Annotated in this window: 1 protein-coding gene; it reads left to right on the forward strand. The window is 40.7% G+C overall.

What is annotated here, in order from left to right:
- Positions 1–301: 301 nt before the first annotated feature.
- Positions 302–1,633, forward strand: a 1,332-nt coding sequence (locus ASC50_RS00440; protein ID WP_082591992.1) for an RNA-binding domain-containing protein, incomplete at its 3' end; no start/stop codon positions are given.

Here is a 1,633-nt window from a genome sequence, read left to right on the forward strand (position 1 = left end):
GATTGTATGTGGATGAGGCGTTGACAGGTGAGGATTTGGATGCTTTGGGTGAGGCTGCAAAAGCTGCGATATTGAGGGGAGCTGGGATTTTTGACGGTAAAATTTTTACAGAGCGATTTTGAAAAGATAGCGAATACAATGTGCGATTACTGCTATTGATAATGAGGATATTACAATTTGGCAGTCAGTGACTGCCAAATTCAACGAGCAAAAAATTCCATTACTTCCTGCTGAAAAATTGTTGCATAAATTATCTTAATAGATATTTTTTATTAAAAGTTTATTCTGAAATTGTTAGTTTATGATTAGCAAACAAAAATTGAAAAATATACTCAGCGATACAGAAAGTTATCATGTGGAGCGAACTATCTCGACAGACAATATGGATAAGTTCTGTCAGGCTATTTGCGCTTTCTCGAATGATGTTTCGGGCAGCGGCAAGAATGGCTACCTGATTCTTGGTGCGCATGATGATGGAAAATTGTCAGGACTGAAAGTTGATGATAAATTGTTGCTGAAAATATCCAATATCCGGACAGATGGCAACATACTGCCACAGCCGGTGATGACGGTTGAGAAATTTACTTTTGATGCCGGTGATTTGTTGGTGGCGGAAGTACAACCTTCGGAGTTGCCTCCGATACGTTATAAAGGGCGCGTTTGGGTTCGCGTTGGACCGCGCAAAGGGCTTGCTACGGATGCTGAGCAAAAGATTTTGACGGAGCGAAGGTTATCTTGTATCCGAACGTTCGATGCTATGCCGTGTATAGGCACTTCTATTGCCGACCTTGATATTCCAATTATTAAAAAAGAATTTTTGCCGCAAGCAGTAGCCGAAGAAGTACTTGAGGAGGACAAGCGAAGCATTGAAGAGCAATTGTCTTCTTTGGGGTTTTATGACTTGCGCTACAATTGTCCAACTTGCGGAGCGATTATTCTCTTTGGGTTAAATCCTGAACGATATATTCATGGCTCCTATGTGCAATATGTCCGTTTTAAGGGGAAAAACAAAGCGGCTGACATTGCCAATGAGTTTAAATTTAGTGGCAATCTGTGCAAAGCATTAGTGAAGATAGATAATTTTATTGAAACAAGCGTTTCGCAAAAACGTCCAATTCCGGTAAGCGTTTTGAGAGAAGAAACGGTTTCAAACTATCCGTATTGGGCTACTCGTGAGTTACTTATGAACGCTATTATGCACCGCGATTATGAATCGAATGCTCCAATTCAATTTTATGAATACGACGACCGGATTGAGGTGTTGAATCATGGCGGGTTGTATGGCAAGGTGCATTCCGGCAATTTTCCGAATGTGAATGACTACCGCAATCCTTTTATTGCCGAAGCGATGAAGGTTTTGGGTTATGTAAATCGTTTCAGCAGAGGGGTCAATCGTGTCCAAAAGGAGTTGATAGATAATGGTAATGGGGAAGCAACTTTTAATTTGAAACTAATTACGGCTTTCAAAGTAGTGGAAAAAATTTCCGAGTATTACTTTGAGGAAGGTTTCGATAAAGGGCAACAAACTGACGAACAGCCTTTTGTATTTTACCGGAAAAAGAAGTCCGAAACCTGTCTTCGTTGGACGTGTCTATACCCGAAAAGTCGAATTTCAACACGGCATAAGCGTTCT

The sequence above is a fragment of the Candidatus Symbiothrix dinenymphae genome, from assembly GCF_001431085.1.